Below are 14,324 nucleotides of genomic sequence, written 5' to 3' on the forward strand. Positions count from 1 at the left end.
CTCACACAAACGCAGGGGCGCGCAGCACGATCGGCAGGGAGGCCGCATGTACGCGATGGAGCGACACGAGCACATCCTCACCGCGCTCGCCCGCGCCGGCCGCGTCTCGGTCGCCGACCTCGCCGACGAGCTCGGGGTCACCGCCGAGACCATCCGCCGCGACCTCGACGCGCTCGAGCGCGCCGGCCACCTCCGGCGCGTCCACGGCGGCGCGGTCGGCGCCTCGCGGGCCAGCCTCGCCGAGACCACGGTGCTCGAGCGATCCGGCCGCGCGACCGACGCCAAGCGGGCCATCGCCCGGGCGGCCGTCGAACTCGTCCCGCCCACCTTCACCGGCTCGATCCTGATCGACGCGGGCACCACGACGGGCGCCCTCGCCGACGCGCTCGCGACCTGGCGTCCCGACCCCGGCGTCGCGCCCCTCACGGTCTACACGAACTCCATCCCGATCGCGGCGACCCTCCACGGCAACCCCGACCTCGTCGTCCGCGTCATCGGCGGGACCGTGCGCGGCATCACGAGCGCCGCCGTCGGGCCGGCCGCGATCGCGCAGCTGGCGGCGATCCGACCCGACATCGCCTTCCTCGGCGCGAACGGGGTCAGCGCCGACTTCGGCCTCTCGACGCCCGACGAGCTCGAAGCCGAGGTGAAGCGGGCCATGGTCGATCGCGCACGGCTCGCGGTGCTCCTCGTCGACGCGTCCAAGCACGACGACGAGGCGTTGCAGCGCTTCGCCGGTCTCGACGAGGTCGACGTGCTCATCACCGACGCACCGCCCGGCGGCCGGCTCGCCGCGGCGCTCGCCGACGCCGAAGTGGAGGTGCGGGTCGCATGATCGTCACGCTCACCGTCAACCCGTCGCTCGACCGCACGGTCGAGCTCGACCACGAGCTCCTCCGCGGCGAGGTGCAGCGGGTCGCCCGCGACGTCGAGGAGCCGGGCGGCAAGGGCGTCAACGTCACGCGCGCGCTCACGGCCTCGGGGGTCGACTCGGTCGCCGTGCTGCCCGGCCGGGCCGACGACCCGCTCGTCGTCTCCCTGGGGTCGGCCGGACTGCCCGTGGTGACCGTGCCGATCGCCGCGCGCCTCCGATCCAACATCACGATCACCGAGCCCGGCGGCGTGACCACCAAGCTCAACGAGCCCGGCCCGGAACTCTCCGAGGACGAGCAGTCCGCGCTCGTGGAGGCGATCGCCCGCCGTGCCGCGGACGCCGAATGGCTGGTGCTCGCGGGCTCGCTCCCGCCCACCCTCGACGCGGCGTTCTACGTGCGCGTCGTCCGTGCGGCGCGGGCCGCGGGCGCGACGGCGAGGATCGCCGTCGACACCTCGGGAGCTCCGCTCGCGGCGCTCCTGGACTCCGGCGAACCGGTCGACCTCATCAAGCCGAATGGCGAGGAGCTCGCCGAACTCGCCGGCGAGCCCGACGCCGAAGCCCTCGAGGCCGACCCCGGTCGCGTCGCCGAGGTGGCCGCACGGCTCGCGCCCCGCGGCATCCGCTCGGCCCTCGTCACGCTCGGCGCCCGGGGCGCCGTGCTCGTGCAGGGCGAGGACGCCTGGTTCGCACCGGCTCCCCGGATCGTGCCCCGCAGCACCGTCGGCGCGGGCGACAGCTCGCTCGCCGGCTACCTGCTGGCCCTGACCGAGGGGGCGGAGCCCGAGCGGGCCCTCTCCCAGGCGGTCGCCCACGGCGCGGCCGCCGCGTCACTGCCCGGCTCGGCGGTCCCCACGCGGGAACTCGCCGACGCCACCGCCATCACCGTCACCCGCATCCGGGGCGCCGTCGCCCCGGTCGTCTCCTAGGAGGAACCCGATGTCCGACGTCATCGACCAGCGGCTCGTCAGCCTCGACGAGCCCCTCGGCGCCGACAAGGCCGCCGTCATCAGAGCGCTCGCCGAGGCCGTCGTGGCCGCCGGGCGCGCCACCGACGCCGATGCGCTCTTCGCCGACGCATGGGCGCGCGAGGAGAAGGATTCCACGGGCGTGCCCGGCGGCATCGCGATCCCGCACGCGAAGTCCGACGCGGTGACCGAGCCGACCCTCGCCGCGGCGCGCCTGCCCGAGGGCGTGGACTTCGGCTCGTTCGACGGGCCGGCCGACCTCGTGTTCCTCATCGCGGTGCCGACCGCGTCGACGCAGGACCACCTGGCGGTGCTCTCCACCCTGGCGCGCTCGCTCATCCGCGAGGACTTCGTGGCCTCGCTGCGGTCGGCGCCCGATGCGGCGACCTTCGTCCGGCTCGTCGAGGAGGCGCTCGCCCCCGAGCCCGAGACGGTGCCCGCCGCCGCCGCGGCGGCCGCGACGTCGGCGACGGCCGGATCGGCGGATGCCGCGGCATCCGCTCGCACCGGGAAGCCGGTGCTCGTCGCGGTGACCGCCTGCCCCACGGGCATCGCGCACACCTACATGGCCGCCGACGCCCTCCGCGCCGCGGCCGACCGCGAGGGCATCGAGCTCCACGTCGAGACGCAGGGCTCGTCGGGGGCGACGCCGCTCGCGCCCGACGTCATCGAACGCGCCGACGCCGTGGTGTTCGCGGTCGACGTCGACGTGCGCGACCGGGCGCGCTTCGCGGGCAAGCCCGTCGTGCAGGGGCCGGTCAAGCGCGGCATCGACGACCCGTCGGGCATGCTCGGCGAGGCCGTCGCCGCGATCGGCGACCCGAACGCCCGCCGCGTCCAGGCCGACCCGTCCGCGGTGAGCGTGGCCGAGGCCCAGGCGCACGAGCACCTCGGCCAGAAGCTCAAGCGGGTGCTCCTCACCGGCGTGAGCTACATGATCCCCTTCGTCGCCGGCGGCGGACTCCTCATCGCGCTCGGCTTCCTCTTCGGCGGGTACGACATCACCGACAACGCGCAGGAGATCATCCTCGGGAACACGCTGTTCAACCTGCCCGAGGGTGGGATCCTCGTGTACCTCGGTGCGGTGTTCTTCACCATCGGCGCCATCTCGATGGGCTTCCTCGTCCCCGCGCTCGCGGGGTACATCGCCTACGCCATCGCCGACCGTCCCGGCATCGCCCCCGGGTTCGTCGCCGGATCGGTCGCGGGCCTGATGGGCGCCGGCTTCATCGGCGGCCTCGTCGGCGGCATCCTGGCCGGTGTCGTGGCGCTCTGGTTCGCCAGGCTGAACGTGCCGCGCTGGCTCGCGGGCCTGATGCCGGTCGTGATCATCCCGCTCGTCGCGTCGATCGCGGCATCCGGGCTCATGATCGTCGTGCTGGGCGGCCCCATCGCCGGGCTCACCACGGCGCTGAACGACTGGCTCTCCGGCCTGACGGGTGCCGGCGCCATCCTGCTCGGCCTCATCCTCGGCGCGATGATGGGCTTCGACCTGGGCGGCCCGGTCAACAAGGTGGCGTACGCCTTCGCCGTCGCGGGCCTCGGTGCCGGTTCGATCGAGAACCAGGTGCCGTGGACCATCATGGCCGCCGTCATGGCCGCCGGCATGGTGCCGCCGCTCGCCATGGCGCTCGCGACCGTCATCGACCGCAAGCTCTTCACGCCGGTCGAGCGCGAGAACGGCAAGGCGGCCTGGCTGCTCGGTGCGGCGTTCATCTCCGAGGGCGCCATCCCCTTCGCCGCGGCCGACCTGTTCCGCGTCATCCCCGCCTCGATCATCGGCGGCGCGGTCGCCGGCGCGATCTGCATGGGGACCGGTGTGACGTCGCAGGCCCCGCACGGCGGCATCTTCGTGTTCTTCGCGATCGGCAACCTGCTGATGTTCGTCGTCGCGATCCTCGCCGGCATGGTGGTGGCCGCCCTCACGGTCATCGCCCTCAAGCGGTGGGTGCGCCGTCGCCCGGCCGAGGTCGAGCAGACGGCTGCGGCTCCGCAGGTCGCCGTGGCCTGAGGGCCTGCTCGCGTCGGCGGCCGGCATCCCGAGCGGATGCCGGCCGTCGGCGTTCCCGCGCGCCGATCGGCGCCGTCGGCTCTCACCGGGCGCGTCGCGGGCGTCGGCGGCGCGGCGTCAGCGGCGCGGTCGAAGCCGGACGGTGGGCAGCTCAGGCGCCGGGAGCGGGGCGCCGTCGTACCCCGGCACGGTGCCGAACGGGCCGTCGGGGTCGTTCCGGTCGATGACATCGGACTGCCACCGCCGCCGGAACTCGACGATCTCCTCGTGGGATCGGCCGATGAAGTTCCACCACATGACGAGTTCCTCGTCGAAGGGCACCCCGCCGAGCAGCACGACGCGGACCGGCGAGACGTCGGCCCGCAGGCGCACCACGTCGCGTCCGCGCTCGAAGTAGGCCAGTTGCGCCCAGGGGACCCCGGTCGCGGCATCCGGTCGATCTGCGGCGGGGAAGTCGACCAGCACCGGTCCGGCGTCGACGAGCACGCCGTGCTCGAACCGCGGGTCGAGGGGCACGTCGACGACGCCCCCGGCGGGGAGGTCGACCTGGGCGCCGAGCAGCGGCGAGAACGTCGTGACCGGCGACGGATCGGCATCCGTCGCGGCGAGGTCGCCCACGAAGACGCGCACCGTCGCATCGCCCAGGCGGAACGGCGCCGTGTCGGCGTGCTCGAAGAACGGGGCGACGGAGCGTGACGCCTCCGGCAGCGCCACCCAGAGCTGCACGCCGTGCAGCCGGGTCGTCCCGGGGGTCGAGACCTCGGAGTGCGAGATCCCGCGCCCGGCGGTCATCAGGTTGACCCCGCCGGGCCGCACCAGCTCGTGGCTGCCGGTCGAGTCGCGGTGCTCGACCTCGCCGTCGAAGAGCCAGCTGACCGTCTGCAGGCCGGTGTGGGGGTGGGGCGGCACGACCATCCCGCCGGTCTCGGCGACATCGTCGGGCCCGTAGTGGTCGGCGAAGCACCACGCGCCGATGGTCGTCCGGCCGCGCTGGGGGAGCGTGCGGCGCACCGGCATGGCGCGCGGACCGCCGAGGGGGACCTCGCGGTGCTCGAACACGCGGATGGCGGGCCCCTCGGGCGTCTCGGGCGGACAGAGCAGTTCGACGGGGTCGCGTTCGAGGTTGCTCATGCTGCGAATCCTACGCTCGCGTGGCGCACCGGATCCCGGTCGATGCTGTCGGCGACGGATGCCGCGGGGCTACCATGACGCCATGGCCACGTACGACGTCGTCCGCCGTCTTCCGTTCGCCGCCGTCGCGCTCGCGACGGTGCTACTCCTTGCCGGGTGCGCGCCAGGCGCGCCGGTCGAGGACTTCGCCGGGCTGCCGGTCGTCGACGAGGACACCGAGGCCGAGGGCGAGGCCTCGGAGACGGAGGAGGGCGGACCGACCGACGACGAGGCCGAGGAGGGCGAGGCCGAGGAGCTGCCCGACCCGACCGGCGACGAACCGGTCGTGCAGTACCTGAACGACGGCGGCCGACTCGCCATCACGATCTGGGGCTCGTCGACGTGCCCGGTGGTGCCGTCGGAGCTGCGGGTGACCGCCGAGGCGGGCGAGGGCAACGCGGTCGAGGCCGTGCTGCCGCAGCCGCCGAACCGGCCGTGCACGATGGACTTCGTGCCGCACACGACGATCTTCTCGACGCCGATGGACGTGACCACCACCCAGCCGCTCGAGGTGACCATCGGCGACCAGGTCGTGACCGTCCCGATCAAGTGACGGGCGGCCGCCTCAGCCGACGGTGAGGTCGACGAGCAGTCGCGCCGCGAGGCGCTCGAGCTCGTCGCGGACGGCGACCGGCTCGGTGCCCGCCGGCACGCGCGCGACGATGTGCGCCTCGAACAGCTGGCCGCCCGCCATCGGCGCGTCGCGGCGCTCGGTGTGCATCGTCTCGATGTTCACGCCGTGACGCGCGAGTGCGGAGGAGACGTCGCGCACGATCCCGGGCTGGTCGCTGCCGACGAGGTCGATCCGCAGTTCGGCCCACCCGTCGGGTGCGACCGCCGCCGCATCGTCGGCGCCCGGGTGGGCGGTGATGTCCAGGAGACCGTCGAGGTCGGTGAGGGCGGTGCGGAGCTCCCCGGCGCGCTCGTCGGGCACGGAGACCACGACGATGCCGGCGAACTGGCCCGCGAGCTCCGCCATCTGGCTGCGCTCCCAGTTGCCGCCGTGGGCGCCGATGACCTCGGCGAGGGCCTCGACGAGTCCGGCGCGGTCGTCTCCGATGACGGTGAGCACGAGTCTGGGCATGCGTGCATCCAACCACGCGGCGTGCGCGCGCGTCGAGCGCGTCAGCACGGACGGCGGGGGACGGCGAGGGCCGGCGTCATCCGCCCGGACCGCCGCGACCGATCGTCCGTCGGGGCGGTGCGCCCACGGCGAACATGGGCCCGCCGCCGCGGCGCGGTCGTTACCGTGGAGGTACCGACGCCCCTACCCGGCGCCGTGAGGAGTTGATGATGTTCGAGAGATTCACCGACCGCGCCCGACGTGTGGTCGTCCTGGCCCAAGAAGAGGCCAAGATGCTGAACCACAACTACATCGGCACCGAGCACATCCTGCTCGGCCTCATCCACGAGGGCGAAGGCGTGGCCGCGAAGGCGCTCGAGTCGCTGGGGATCTCCCTCGATGCCGTCCGCGAGCAGGTGCAGGACATCATCGGGCAGGGCCAGCAGCAGCCGACGGGTCACATCCCCTTCACCCCGCGCGCCAAGAAGGTGCTCGAGCTGTCGCTTCGCGAGGCGCTGCAGCTCGGCCACAATTACATCGGCACCGAGCACATCCTCCTCGGCCTCATCCGCGAGGGCGAGGGCGTCGCCGCCCAGGTGCTCGTGAAGCTCGGCGCCGACCTGAACCGCGTGCGCCAGCAGGTCATCCAGCTCCTCTCGGGCTACCAGGGCAAGGAGCAGGTGCAGGTCGGCGCGAACGAGCAGCAGCAGCCGCAGGGCGGCTCGCAGATCCTCGACCAGTTCGGCCGCAACCTCACGCAGGCCGCGCGCGATTCGAAGCTCGACCCGGTCATCGGCCGCGAGAAGGAGATCGAGCGGGTCATGCAGATCCTCTCGCGTCGCTCCAAGAACAACCCGGTCCTCATCGGCGAGCCCGGCGTCGGCAAGACCGCCGTCGTCGAGGGTCTCGCGCAGGCGATCGTCAAGGGCGAGGTGCCCGAGACGCTGAAGGACAAGCAGCTCTACTCGCTCGACCTCGGCTCGCTGATCGCCGGCTCGCGCTATCGCGGCGACTTCGAGGAACGACTCAAGAAGGTCACCAAGGAGATCCGCACGCGCGGCGACATCATCGTCTTCATCGACGAGATCCACACCCTCGTGGGCGCGGGCGCCGCCGAGGGCGCGATCGATGCGGCGTCGATCCTGAAGCCGCTGCTCGCGCGCGGCGAGCTGCAGACCATCGGCGCGACCACGCTCGACGAGTACCGCAAGCACTTCGAGAAGGATGCCGCGCTCGAGCGGCGCTTCCAGCCGATCCAGGTCGCCGAGCCGTCGCTCCCGCACGCGATCAACATCCTCAAGGGCCTCCGCGACCGCTACGAGGCGCACCACAAGGTCTCGATCACCGACGGGGCGATCGTCGCCGCGGCGAACCTCGCCGACCGGTACATCAGCGACCGGTTCCTGCCCGACAAGGCCATCGACCTGATCGACGAGGCCGGCGCGCGCCTGCGCCTGTCGATCCTGTCGTCGCCGCCCGAGCTGCGCGAGTTCGACGAGAAGATCGCCGTCGTGCGCTCGGCGAAGGAGACCGCGATCGAGGAGCAGGACTTCGAGAAGGCCGCGTCGCTGCGCGACGAGGAGAAGAACCTGCTCGGCGAGCGGCTCCGCCTCGAGAAGCAGTGGAAGTCGGGCGAGGTCAAGACGACCGCGGTCGTCGACGAGGGCCTGATCGCCGAGGTGCTCGCGCAGGCCACCGGCATCCCCGTCTTCAAGCTCACGGAGGAGGAGTCCTCGCGACTCGTCTTCATGGAGAAGGCGCTGCACGAGCGCGTCATCGGCCAGGAGGAGGCGATCGCCGCCCTCTCGAAGACGATCCGCCGCACGCGTGCGGGCCTGAAGGACCCGAAGCGGCCCTCGGGGTCGTTCATCTTCGCCGGCCCCACGGGCGTCGGCAAGACCGAGCTCGCCAAGGCGCTCGCCGAGTTCCTCTTCGACGACGAGTCGGCGATGATCTCGCTCGACATGTCGGAGTACGGCGAGAAGCACACCGTCTCGCGCCTCTTCGGCGCCCCTCCCGGGTTCGTCGGATTCGAGGAGGGCGGCCAGCTCACCGAGAAGGTGCGTCGCAAGCCGTTCTCGGTCGTGCTCTTCGACGAGATCGAGAAGGCCCACCCCGACATCTTCAACTCGCTCCTCCAGATCCTGGAGGAGGGCCGCCTGACCGACGGCCAGGGTCGCGTGGTGGACTTCAAGAACACCGTCATCATCATGACGACGAACCTCGGCACGAAGGACATCTCGGGCGGCCCCGTCGGCTTCCAGATCGAGGGCGACACCCGCACGGGCTACGACCTCATGCGCGCGAAGGTGAACGAGGAGCTGAAGAAGCACTTCAAGCCCGAGTTCCTGAACCGCGTCGACGAGATCATCGTCTTCCCGCAGCTGTCGAAGGAGGAGCTCCTCCAGATCGTCGACCTGTTCATCAAGCGCCTGGGCGAGCGCATGCTCGACCGCGACATGACCGTCGAACTGACCGTTCCGGCGAAGGAGCGGCTCATCGAGGTCGGCTTCGACCCGGCGCTCGGCGCCCGGCCGCTGCGTCGCGCGGTGCAGCACGAGGTCGAGGACCGGCTCTCGGAGAAGATCCTGCACGGCGAGCTCAACTCGGGCGACCACGTGCACGTCGACTTCGTGGACGGCGAGTTCGTGTTCACCACGACCCAGCGGGCGCTGCCGGTCGGGGTCGGCGTCAACACGAACGCCGCGATCGGCACGGGCCCGCAGACGCCCGACCTGGCGGCCGGCCAGTAGGCCGACGTCCCGACGTCCTGACGGGGGCGGATGCCGCGGCATCCGCCCCCGTCGCCGTCGTCCGCCCCGCCCCCCCGGTTCCCCGACCCCCGTCTGCGTGCGTTTCTCAGGAGCCCCCGCCCGTTCCGCGCCCGTTCTCAGGACGACACGCCGTCTCCGGCGACGACACGCCGGGGCGCGTCCTGAGAAGGGGTGCGGCCCAGCCCGGGTCGCGCGGCGGCTTACGATGAGCGGATGACGCAGCCGCCCTTCATCGTGCGCACGGCGCGCACGCACGACGTGCCGAGGATCGTGGACCTCGTCGAGCCGCTCGTGTCACGACGGATCCTGCTCGGCAAGGAGCGGGTCGACCTGTACGGGGCGGTGCAGGAGTTCCGCGTGGCGGAGGCGGCGGACGGCACCGTCGTCGGCTGCGGGGCTCTCCACGTCATGTGGGAGGACCTCGGGGAGGTGCGCACGCTGGCGGTGCACGACGAGTGGCTCGGCCGCGGCGTCGGCCACGCGCTGCTGACGACGCTCGAGGAGGACGCCCGCGCGCTCGGCCTCAGCCGGCTCTTCTGCCTCACCTTCGAGGTCGAGTTCTTCGGCCGCCACGGATTCGAGGACATGGGGCACGAGATCGTCGATCCCGCGCTGTACGCCGAGCTCGTGCGGTCGCATGACGAGGGCGTCGCCGAATTCCTCGACCTCGCGCGCGTGAAGCAGAACACGCTCGGCAACACGCGGATGCTGAAGATCCTCTGAGCGTTCCTCACCTGCGTCCCGGCGCGCCGGGCACGCGCACCGCCACTGTCGGCGGCCGGCCGTAGCCTGAGCCCATGACCTCGAATCGCACCACGCAGGGGCGCCTCCCGGCGAGCGTGTACCGACGGCGACGGGCCATGGTGCTGCTGGGCCTCGTCGCGGTCATCATCGCGGTCGTGCTCGTCATCGTGCGGCCCGGTGCGACGCAGGGCGAAGAGGTCGCGCAGACCGGCCCGGCGTCGCCGACGCCGAGCGGTGCGCCCGCAGCCACGGCGATCCCCGCCGAGACGGCGCAGCCCGAGCCGAGCGCGCCCGCGCCGGTCGACGGCGCCGCGTGCGTCGATTCGCAGATCGCCGTCGAGGCCGTGACCGACGCCACGGTGTACGCCGCCGGCGAGCAGCCGAGGCTGTCGGTGACGATCACCAACGCGGGCCCCAACTCGTGCGTGATCGACGTCGGCACCGCGGCCCAGGTCTTCACCGTCAAGAGCGGCAACGACGTGTACTGGAGCTCGACCGACTGCCAGGTCGACCCCGTCGCCGCCGAGGTGACGCTCGAGCCGGGCCAGGTCGTCTCCTCGAGCGAGCCGATCGTGTGGGACCGCACCCGGTCCAGCGCCGACACCTGCGAGGGCGAGCGCAGCGTGGTGCCGGGTGCCGGCGCGTCGTATCACCTGAGCGTCGCCGTCGATGGCTTCGAGTCGGAGACGACCAAGCAGTTCCTGCTCTACTGACCTCGGGGCGTACTGCGTCCGGCATGGTCGGTAGGCTGGTCGGATGGCCGGTGCGAAGCGTTCGAAGGGCGGCGAGCCCGTGGAGTTCCGTTCCCAGGCCCTCGCCGAGGCGCTGGAGCGGCAGGACATGGCGGCGGTCGCCCTCGCGCTGCGACACGGCAACACCGTGGTGCCGCTCATCAAGCCCGGGCCGCGTGACAAGCCGCTCGACGGCGGCGAGGTGTGGACCTACCGGGACGCCAAGTCCGGCGAGGTGGCGCTGCTGCTGTTCAGCGACGCCGCGAACAAGCCGCCGAACCTGCCGCCGGCGGTCGGCCTGCAGAGCCCCGCCTGGCTGCGGACCTTCCTGAAGCGGTACGAGTCGACGATCACCACGGTGTTCCTCGACATCGCCGGCCCGCACCCGATGCAGGCGTCGCCCCGCGACCTGCTCGAGGCACTCGAGGCATAGGCGGGCCGACGGCTAGAACGCGGCGTCGAGCTCTCGTTCGCGCGACCCGCTCGAGGCCATCATCGCCCGCTCGACCGCCGCGCGGACGCTGCCCAGCTCGTCGTCGAGGATCGCGCGGTAGCCGAGCCGGCGCGCCTCGGAGCCGCGCTGCTTCGCGGACGCCACCGGGCGGACCTCGCCGGCGAGGCTGATCTCGCCGACCGCGGCCAGGTCGTGGGGGACGGCGCGGTCGCGCATCGCGCTCGCGATCGCCACGGCGATCGCGAGGTCTGCCGCCGGCTCGACGAGCCGCACGCCGCCCACCGTCGAGACGTAGACGTCGTGCTCGCCGAGCTGCCGGAGCCCGGCACGGCGCTCCAGAACGGCGATGATCATCGCCACGCGGGACGGGTCGACCCCGTTGACCACCCGGCGCGGCTGCGGGGCCTTGGTGCCGACGACGAGCGCCTGGACCTCGACGGGAAGGGCGCGACGGCCCTCGAGCGCGACGGTCACGCACGTTCCGCTGACCGGATTGCGGGTGCGGCTGAGGAACAGCGCCGACGGGTCGGGCACCTCGGCGATGCCGTCGCCGGTCATCTCGAAGCAGCCGACCTCGTCGGTCGGGCCGAACCGGTTCTTCAGCGCCCGGACGAATCGCAGGGCGGTCTGGCGGTCGCCTTCGAACTGGCACACCACGTCGACGAGGTGCTCGAGCAGGCGAGGGCCGGCGATCGTGCCGTCCTTCGTCACGTGCCCCACGATCAGCACGGGCAGCTGGCGCTCCTTCGCGACGCGGATGAGCGTGGACGCGACCTCCCGCACCTGGCTCGGCTGGCCGGGCAGTCCGTCGGAGAGGGAGCTCGACACGGTCTGCACCGAGTCGACGATGAGCAGGTCGGGGCGCACCTCGTCGACCTGGCCGAGGATCGTCGCGAGGTCGGTCTCGGCGGCGAGGTACAGCTCGTCGTGCAGCGCACCCGTGCGACCCGCGCGGAGCCGGACCTGCGCGGTCGACTCCTCCGCGCTCACGTACAGCACCCGCCGCCCCGTGCCGGCCACGCGTGCCGCCACCTCGAGCAGCAGCGTCGACTTGCCGACGCCCGGCTCGCCCGAGAGCAGGATCGCGGCGCCGGCGACGATGCCGCCGCCGAGCACCCGGTCGAACTCGCCGATGCCGCTGGGCCGGTGCGCGGTGTGCTCGGCCTCCACCTCGCGGATCGGGCGAGCCGCTCGGGCCTGCGACGGCGCGACGGGCTGCAGGCTGCGCGTGATGCCGGTCTCGGTGCCCGCCTCGACGACGGTGCCCCACTGCTGGCACTCGGCGCAGCGACCGACCCACTTCACGGTGCTCCAGCCGCATTCGGTGCAACGGAACGCGGTCGTGGGCTTCGGCATGCTCCGAGCCTAGGAGGGGCCGACGACATCGGCGGGGAGGCCCTCCGCGGCATCCGACGCCCCGCCCGCCTCCGCGGGGAACCGCTCGGCCAGCGCGGCGAGCACCGCGGGCCGGAACGCGTCGGCCCACACCTGGTACCCGTGGTCGTTCGGGTGGAACCAGTCGTTCGCGAAATGCGTGAAGATGCGGCGGAATCCGCGCAGCCGGGTCTCGCGGTGCAGTCGCACGAGCGTCAGCCCGCGCTCGGCGACCAGACGGCGGAGGATGTCGTTCGCGACGGCGACCCGCGCCTCGTTGTGCGGGAAGTAGAAGAACGGCAGGTCGGCGACGAGCGCGTGCGGGGGCAGCGCGTCGAGGATCGCGACGAGGTTCCGCTCGAAGCCGTCCTCGTCCCACTTGGCGATGTCGTTCGCCCCGATCGAGACGGTGAGCACGTCGGGTCGGTACTTGGCGAGCTTCGGCAGCTGGTCCTGCACCGCCAGCCCGGTCGTCGCGCCGGACACGCTGAGGTTCACGACCCGCACCGTGCGACCCGTCGTGTCCCGCATCAGCCGGGCGAGGAGGCCGACGTAGCTGTGGTCGGGCCGGCTCGCGCCGATGCCCTGCGCGGCGCTGTCGCCCATGGCGACGTACAGCACCTCGCCGCGCACCTTCGCGTGGTCGCGCCACCACTTCGAGTGCACGGGCAGGGTCTCGTTGAGGATCAGGCTGTTGCGGGTCACCCGGGCCATGAACCACCGCCAGGCGGCTCGGGCCGCGAAGGCGACGGCGGCGAGGACGGCCAGGGTGAGCAGGGCCGAGGCGACGGATGCCGCGACGGGGCGTTCGGGTGCCATGACGCGAAGCTAGGGGTGCCCGCTGGACGGTCGCTGAACGTCAGCCGAGTGGCACGGGGGTCGAACGGCCTTCCGCGCCGTCGGGAACGGGCATACGCTGGCGCCATGCTGGCGGACACCGACGTCCTCGTCGTCGGGGCCGGGCAGGCCGGTCTCGCGGTCAGTCACGAGCTCACCCGTGCCGGCGTCGACCACGTCGTCGTCGACCGGGAGCGCGCGGGCGCCGCCTGGTACGTCCGCTGGGACAGCTTCACGCTGGTCACGCCGAACCACACGATCCGCCTCCCCGGCGGCGAGTACGACGGCGATGATCCGGGCGGCTACCTGACCCGGCAGGGGATCATCCAGCACCTCCGGCACTACGCCGGCAGCTTCGGCGCGCCGATCCTGGAGCACGCCGGAGTCGACGGGCTGCAGCCCACCGACTCGGGCTTCCTCGCCGCGACCGACGGCGGGCCGATCCGAGCACGACGCGTCGTCGCCTGTTCGGGTGCCTACCAGCGCGAACGGTGGCCCGCCGTGCTCGAGGCGTTCCCGCCGGGGCTTCCGGTGATCGGATCCAAGTCGTACCGATCGCCCGAGTCGGTGCCGGAGGGGCGGGTCCTCGTCATCGGCGGCGGCCAGACGGCAGGGCAGCTCACCGAGGAACTGCTCCTCGCCGGGCGCGACGTGGTGCTCTCGGCGGGCCGCGCGCCGGCGATGCCGCGACGACTGGGCGGACGCGACGGGATCGACTGGCTCATCGACGCCGCCTTCTTCGAGCAGACCGTGAGCGACCTGCCGACGTCGGCCGCACGCCTGTCGCCGAATCCGCTCGTGACCGGCCGCGGCGGCGGCCACGACCTCAACCTGCGCACCCTCGCGGCCTCGGGCGCCGAGCTGGTGGGGCATGTCACGGGCGTCGACGGCGACCGGCTCGTCGTGGCCGACGACCTCGCCGACTCGGTGCGGTCGGGCGACGAGGGCTGGAGCGTGATCTGCGACCTCATCGCGAGCACCGCCGATCGCCTCGGGATGCCGCGGCCGGAGATCCCGTCGATGCCGGAGGGCGAGGTCCGCGCCGCCCCGGCGCCCCGCCTCGGCGACCTCTCCGCCGTGGTGGTCGCGTGCGGCTTCCGTCCCGACTACGGCTGGATCACGATCCCCGGGGTGGTCGACGAGTTCGGCCTGCCGTTCCAGGTCGACGGCGCGAGCACCGTCGTGCCCGGACTGTACTTCGCCGGAGTGCCGTGGATGCGCAGCCGGAAGTCGCCGTTGCTGCTGGGCGTCGGCGAGGACGCCACGGTCGTCGCCGCGCAGATCGCGGCGTAGCGGCATCCGCTCGACCGTCCGACGGCCTCGT

General features: G+C 72.7%; 13 protein-coding genes. 9 read left to right on the top strand and 4 right to left on the bottom strand.

Translation table 11 applies throughout. The features are described 5' to 3' along the window. Positions 1-46 precede the first annotated feature (46 nt). From ACUY4T_RS08720 to ACUY4T_RS08730, 3 genes are read left to right on the top strand one after another with little or no spacing between them, the layout of a single operon-like run. Positions 47-835 carry a DeoR/GlpR family DNA-binding transcription regulator gene (locus tag ACUY4T_RS08720; protein ID WP_446018544.1) on the top strand — a complete coding sequence of 263 codons (789 nt, stop codon included), beginning with the start codon at positions 47-49 and terminating at the stop codon, positions 833-835. After that, entirely contained in the window at positions 832-1,803 is a 972-nt protein-coding gene (locus tag ACUY4T_RS08725; protein WP_446018545.1) for a 1-phosphofructokinase family hexose kinase, read from the top strand. Before ACUY4T_RS08720 ends, ACUY4T_RS08725 begins: the two co-directional genes overlap by 4 nt. A 10-nt stretch (positions 1,804-1,813) precedes the next feature. Next, positions 1,814-3,853, top strand: a complete 2,040-nt coding sequence (locus tag ACUY4T_RS08730; protein WP_446018547.1) for a PTS fructose transporter subunit IIABC — start codon at positions 1,814-1,816, stop codon at positions 3,851-3,853. Between the two features lie 117 nt (positions 3,854-3,970). Here the strand turns inward: ACUY4T_RS08730 and ACUY4T_RS08735 are convergent, their stop codons facing one another. Further along, positions 3,971-4,984 carry a pirin family protein gene (locus ACUY4T_RS08735; protein WP_446018548.1) on the bottom strand — a complete coding sequence of 338 codons (1,014 nt, stop codon included), beginning with the start codon at positions 4,982-4,984 and terminating at the stop codon, positions 3,971-3,973. A gap of 82 nt (positions 4,985-5,066) precedes the next feature. On the opposite strand from ACUY4T_RS08735, the gene ACUY4T_RS08740 reads away from it, so the two are divergent. Further along, positions 5,067-5,576 (top strand): hypothetical protein, encoded by a 510-nt coding sequence (locus ACUY4T_RS08740; protein ID WP_446018549.1) that lies wholly within the window; start codon positions 5,067-5,069, stop codon positions 5,574-5,576. Between the two features lie 12 nt (positions 5,577-5,588). Here ACUY4T_RS08740 and ACUY4T_RS08745 read toward each other — a convergent pair whose 3' ends face one another. After that, positions 5,589-6,107 carry a glycine cleavage system transcriptional repressor gene (locus ACUY4T_RS08745; protein WP_446018550.1) on the bottom strand — a complete coding sequence of 173 codons (519 nt, stop codon included), beginning with the start codon at positions 6,105-6,107 and terminating at the stop codon, positions 5,589-5,591. Positions 6,108-6,316: 209 nt separating this feature from the next. On the opposite strand from ACUY4T_RS08745, the gene ACUY4T_RS08750 reads away from it, so the two are divergent. From ACUY4T_RS08750 to ACUY4T_RS08765, 4 genes are all read left to right on the top strand, one after another. Continuing rightward, the gene (locus ACUY4T_RS08750) at positions 6,317-8,839 is read left to right on the top strand and encodes an ATP-dependent Clp protease ATP-binding subunit (protein ID WP_446018551.1); all 2,523 of its coding nucleotides are present in this window, start codon (positions 6,317-6,319) and stop codon (positions 8,837-8,839) included. Positions 8,840-9,073: 234 nt separating this feature from the next. Next, positions 9,074-9,583 carry an amino-acid N-acetyltransferase gene (locus tag ACUY4T_RS08755; RefSeq protein ID WP_446018552.1) on the top strand — a complete coding sequence of 170 codons (510 nt, stop codon included), beginning with the start codon at positions 9,074-9,076 and terminating at the stop codon, positions 9,581-9,583. A 74-nt stretch (positions 9,584-9,657) separates the two neighbouring features. Continuing rightward, the gene (locus ACUY4T_RS08760) at positions 9,658-10,317 is read left to right on the top strand and encodes a prolipoprotein diacylglyceryl transferase (RefSeq protein WP_446018553.1); all 660 of its coding nucleotides are present in this window, start codon (positions 9,658-9,660) and stop codon (positions 10,315-10,317) included. Between the two features lie 43 nt (positions 10,318-10,360). Beyond that, entirely contained in the window at positions 10,361-10,768 is a 408-nt protein-coding gene (locus ACUY4T_RS08765; protein ID WP_446018554.1) for a dehydrogenase, read from the top strand. A 12-nt stretch (positions 10,769-10,780) separates the two neighbouring features. Here ACUY4T_RS08765 and radA read toward each other — a convergent pair whose 3' ends face one another. After that, entirely contained in the window at positions 10,781-12,145 is a 1,365-nt protein-coding gene (gene radA / locus ACUY4T_RS08770) for a DNA repair protein RadA (RefSeq protein ID WP_446018555.1), read from the bottom strand. Positions 12,146-12,154: 9 nt separating this feature from the next. Continuing rightward, a complete protein-coding gene (locus ACUY4T_RS08775; RefSeq protein WP_446018556.1) occupies positions 12,155-12,982 on the bottom strand; it encodes an SGNH/GDSL hydrolase family protein in 828 nt (275 codons plus the stop codon). A 105-nt stretch (positions 12,983-13,087) separates the two neighbouring features. On the opposite strand from ACUY4T_RS08775, the gene ACUY4T_RS08780 reads away from it, so the two are divergent. Beyond that, the gene (locus tag ACUY4T_RS08780) at positions 13,088-14,293 is read left to right on the top strand and encodes a flavin-containing monooxygenase (protein ID WP_446018557.1); all 1,206 of its coding nucleotides are present in this window, start codon (positions 13,088-13,090) and stop codon (positions 14,291-14,293) included. Positions 14,294-14,324 lie beyond the last annotated feature (31 nt).

It is taken from the genome of Agromyces arachidis, from assembly GCF_052805135.1.